General features: G+C 64.5%; 4 protein-coding genes. 3 read left to right on the forward strand and 1 reads right to left on the reverse strand.

What is annotated here, in order from left to right; genetic code table 11:
- The 3 genes from EN879_RS25605 to EN879_RS25615 all read left to right on the forward strand — a co-directional run.
- Window positions 1-384, forward strand: a 384-nt coding sequence (locus EN879_RS25605; protein WP_206521004.1) for an ATP-binding cassette domain-containing protein, incomplete at its 5' end; no start/stop codon positions are given.
- Window positions 308-1,057, forward strand: a complete 750-nt coding sequence (locus EN879_RS25610; protein WP_063168749.1) for an ABC transporter ATP-binding protein — start codon at window positions 308-310, stop codon at window positions 1,055-1,057. The genes EN879_RS25605 and EN879_RS25610, both read left to right, overlap by 77 nt.
- Window positions 1,050-2,339 (forward strand): FAD-dependent oxidoreductase, encoded by a 1,290-nt coding sequence (locus EN879_RS25615; protein ID WP_063168750.1) that lies wholly within the window; start codon window positions 1,050-1,052, stop codon window positions 2,337-2,339. Before EN879_RS25610 ends, EN879_RS25615 begins: the two co-directional genes overlap by 8 nt.
- A gap of 195 nt (window positions 2,340-2,534) precedes the next feature.
- Here EN879_RS25615 and EN879_RS25620 read toward each other — a convergent pair.
- Window positions 2,535-4,377 (reverse strand): FAD-dependent oxidoreductase (locus tag EN879_RS25620; RefSeq protein ID WP_164774573.1); only part of this gene is annotated, 1,843 nt, incomplete at its 5' end.

The following is a 4,377-nucleotide window of genomic DNA, read 5'->3' on the forward strand; positions in this document are numbered from 1 at the left end:
GGCCTGCCCTATGGCCGACAACGCATGCTGGAGATCGCCCGCGCCTTGGTCGCCAATCCGCGCGTCCTGCTGCTCGACGAGCCCGCCGCCGGATTGAACCACCACGAGACGGCGGAACTGACGGCAAAACTCACCGCGTTGCGTTCGCCCGACCGGATCATGATCGTCGTCGAGCACGACATGGATCTCGTCATGACACTCTGCGACAGCATCATCGTCATGCATCATGGGAAACTGCTCTTCCGGGGCACGCCCGCCGAAGTGCAGGCAAGCACCGACGTCCAACTCGCCTATCTGGGAACCGCCAATGACATCGACGACATCCGGGCCGCTGCTCAGAATCGCCGGGCTCAGCTCGGGATACGGGCGCGTCGGCGTTCTTGAGGGCATCAGCATTGACGTCGATCCGCACGAGATCGTCGTCATCCTGGGTCCGAACGGCGCCGGCAAGACGACGCTGCTCAATTCCGTTTCCGGCGTGGCGCGGCCCACCGCAGGCAGCATCGCGTTCGAGGGCCGCGACATCACCGGGATGCGCCCCGAACAGGTCGTGCGTCTCGGCATCACCCACTGCCCGGAAGGCCGCCAGATCTTCCAGCGCCTGACGGTGGAGGAAAACTTGGTCGCGGCCCATATCGGTCGCGGCGGGAAGAGTTTCGAGGCATTGCGCGCCGAGGTGTTCGAGCTGTTTCCTGTGCTCAAGGAACGGCGCAACGGCATGGCAAGCCGCATGTCCGGCGGCCAGCAGCAGATGCTGGCGATCGGGCGCGCGCTTATGGCCGAGCCGAAGCTTCTGATGCTCGACGAGCCGTCTCTCGGCCTTGCCCCGAAGATCGTCCACCAGATCTTCCGCATCATCCTCGACCTGTCGCGCCACGGCATTTCGATCCTGCTCGTCGAGCAGAACGTTCAGCTGGCGCTTGAATGCGGCGACTACGCCTACCTGCTCAACACCGGCAAGGTGAAGCTGCATGGCCCGGCGCAGGAAATGGCCGCGCATTCGGCCCTGAGGGAACACTATCTCGGCGGCGCCAGCGAGGACGTCCTTCATGTTTGAGGTCGACTGGAAGACGCCGCATCTGTGGCGCAAGACCGCGAACAGGCGCCCGGCCGCACCGGCACCGCAAGGCGACCTGAAGACGGACGTGCTGGTGGTCGGCGGCGGCTTCACCGGCATGGCCGCGGCACTCGGCGCGCGCGACAGCGGCGTCAATGTCATCCTGCTTGAGAGCAACGAGATCGGATCGGCAGCGTCGGGCCGCAACAACGGCCTTGTCATCTCCCACCATTCCAAGGCCTCGCCGGCGGAGTTCGAGGCGGTCTACGGCAAGACGATCGGTGAGCGCTACAATCGCATGGTTGCGGATGCGGCCGGCGTAGCCTTCGGCCTGATGCAGCGCTTCAACATAGACGCCCACCAGGTTCAGGAAGGCTGGATCCAGCCCGCTCACACCGACACCACGCTTGCCCGCGCGCACCAGTTCTACGAAGAGTGGAAAGCCTTCGGCGCCAATGTCTCCTGGCTTGACCGGGCCGAAGCCAGCGCGCGCATCGGCAGCCCCTATCTCGGCGGCTGGATGGTGCACAATTCCGGCCACATCAATCCGTTCGCCATGACCATTGGCCTTGCCGGCGCCCTTGAGCGCGAAGGCGTGACCATCTTCGAGAACGCCGCGGCGTCTCGCATCGAGAAGGTGGAAGGCGGCTGGCGCGTCTTCACCGCAACGGGAAGCGTCACGGCGCCAGAAGTGGTGCTTGCCACGAATGCGCTTACCGGCGACCTCTGGGCTGGGCTGAAGAAGACACTGATGCCGTTCAAGGTCTTCCAGGCCGCGACAAACCCGCTGCCGGAAGGCCTGCGCACCCAGATCCTTGTCGGCAACCCCGCGGTGTCCGACATGCGCAACGACATCCGCTATTTCCACTACGACGTCGACGGCCGGCTGGTGAGCGGCGGCACGCATACATTGTGGTTTGACGAGGCCGACCGCGGTCGCGCCAAGGTCTCGAGCATGCTGGGCAAGGCTTTTCGCGCATTCGGCGGCGAACCGCCGATCGTGGAATACTGGCATGGCACCTTTGCCGTGGTGCCTGATCGCAGACCTCGCCTCTATCGCCTGGCACCCGGCCTCGTGTTTGGCGGCGTCTATTCCGGCCGCGGCGTGGCATTGGCAATGTCTCTTGGCCAGGAAATCGGCCGCTGGGCGGCAGGCCGGCGCCGGGACGAGCAGATGCCTTTGCCGGTCACCAACATGAAACCGGTTCCGTTCCATCCGGTCGCCGTGCAGGTCGCGAACCGCATGCATCTCTGGAACCGCTTCAAGGATCGAAGCTCTTGATGACATTATAGGCCGACGATGCTGATTTTGTGCCGGCGGCTAGCTGGCCGAGGCAGAAGTCTCAATCAGACAGCCCATGCTCGGTCACGACTGGGCCGAAAGCGGACTGGTAGCTTCAGGCATCAGCGGAAGCCGAAGCGGACCTTCAGCGTGGCTGGGACTTAGGGCCTCCGACTGATCCAAAAGGAGGTTCTGTCACGGTCTCAGGCGTTCCCCCTTCGGATCGTACCACGGCTTGAGCTGCGCAATGGCCTTGTATCGCTTCCAGGCGATTTCGATCTCCAGAGGGGCGGCTGCCAGCCAGGCATCGTCGACACCGCCCTCGCATTCGACATAGCCCATGCCGAGCGAGGCGCCGATGCGGTGGCCGTAGGCGCCGGAGGTGACCGAACCGACGATCTTGCCGCCGCGCCAGATCGGTTCGTGATGATAGAGGAGAGGCGCATCTTCGGCCTGCAGCCGCAACTGCACCAAGCGGCGGCGCGGCTTGCCCGCCTCCTTCTGCAGCAACAGCGCATCACGGCCGATGAAGCCGCCTGGCTTGTCGAACGCCACGGCAAAGCCAAGCCCTGCCTGCAGCGGGCTGTCTTCCTCGCCGATGTCGTGACCCCAGTGGCGGTAACCTTTCTCCATGCGCAGCGAATTGATGGCGAAGTAGCCGCCTTGGCGCAGGCCGAAATCGGCGCCCGCCTCGGCCAGCTTGTCGAAGACATGGGCGGCGAACTCGGCGGGCATGTAGAGCTCCCAGCCAAGCTCGCCGACGAAGGTCAGCCGGCTGGCGCGCACCCGCGCATAGCCAAGGTCGATCTCGCGGCTGGTGCCGAAGGGAAACGCCGCCTCCGAGAAGTCATCGGGCGAGACGGCGCGCAGGAGATCGCGCGATTTCGGCCCCATCAGCGCCAGCATGGGCAGGCCGGAGGTGACATCCTGCACGAAGACATGCGCGTCCGCCGGGATATGGCGCTTGAGCCAGGCCAGGTCGCGCCGCTGCGACACGGCGATGGTCACGACCATGTAGGCGGTTTCGGAGATGCGGGTGACCGTGACATCGGCTTCGATGCCGCCTAGCTCGTTCAGCCATTGCGTGTAGACGACGCGGCCGGCGGGTACGTCGACATTGTTGGCACAGATGCGGTTGAGCACCGCGCAGGCGTCACGCCCCTCGATCCAGTATTTCACGAAGCAGGAATGGTCGAACAGCGTAACGTTGTCAGCCGTGTTGCGGCTTTCCTCGCCGCAGGCGCCGAACCAGTTCTGGCGGCCGTAGGAATAGTCGATCTCGGCCTTCATGCCGGGCAAAGCGAAGAAGCCAGGGCGTTCGTAGGCGGCGGCCTCGGTCATGCAGGCACCCGCCGCCATCAGGCGGTCGTGGAACGGGCTCTTGCGGATGTGGCGCGCCGTGGCGAACTGGCGGTATGGCCAGTGCATGTCGAACAAAAGGCCAAGCGTTTCGGTGGTGCGGTCGTAGAGATATTTCTTGTTCGACTGGAACGACATGGTGCGGCGCACGTCGACATCGGCGAGATCGACCGGTGGGCGCCCGTCGCGGATCCATTCCGACAGCGCCTTGCCGACGCCGCCCGAGGAGAGGATGCCGACGGAATTGAAGCCGGTGGCGCAGAACAGGCCGGAGACCTCAGCCGTCTCGCCCAGCAGATAGCGGTCATCCGGCGTAAAGCTTTCCGGTCCGTTGAAGAACAGTTTGATGCCGACATCCGCCAGCAGCGGCACCCGCCTGGTTGCCATTTCGAGGATCGGTTCGAAATGCTCGAAGTCCTCGGGCAGGCTGTCGAAGCAGAAATCGGGCGAGATGCCGTTATGGCCCCACGGCTTGGCCACCGGCTCGAAGCAGCCGAGCAGCAGCTTACCGGCGTCTTCCTTGTAGTAGGAGCACTCGTCGCCCAGGAAAAGCACCGGCAAATTGGCGGGCAGGCCGGGGATGGTCTCGGTGACGATGTAGAAATGCTCGGCGGCGTGCAGCGGCAGCGTCACGCCGATCTGTGCCGCGTGATCGCGCGACCACATGCCACCGCATATC

Origin of the sequence: Mesorhizobium sp. M7A.F.Ca.AU.002.02.1.1, assembly GCF_003998535.1 — a bacterium.
Lineage (GTDB): Bacteria > Pseudomonadota > Alphaproteobacteria > Rhizobiales > Rhizobiaceae > Mesorhizobium > Mesorhizobium ciceri.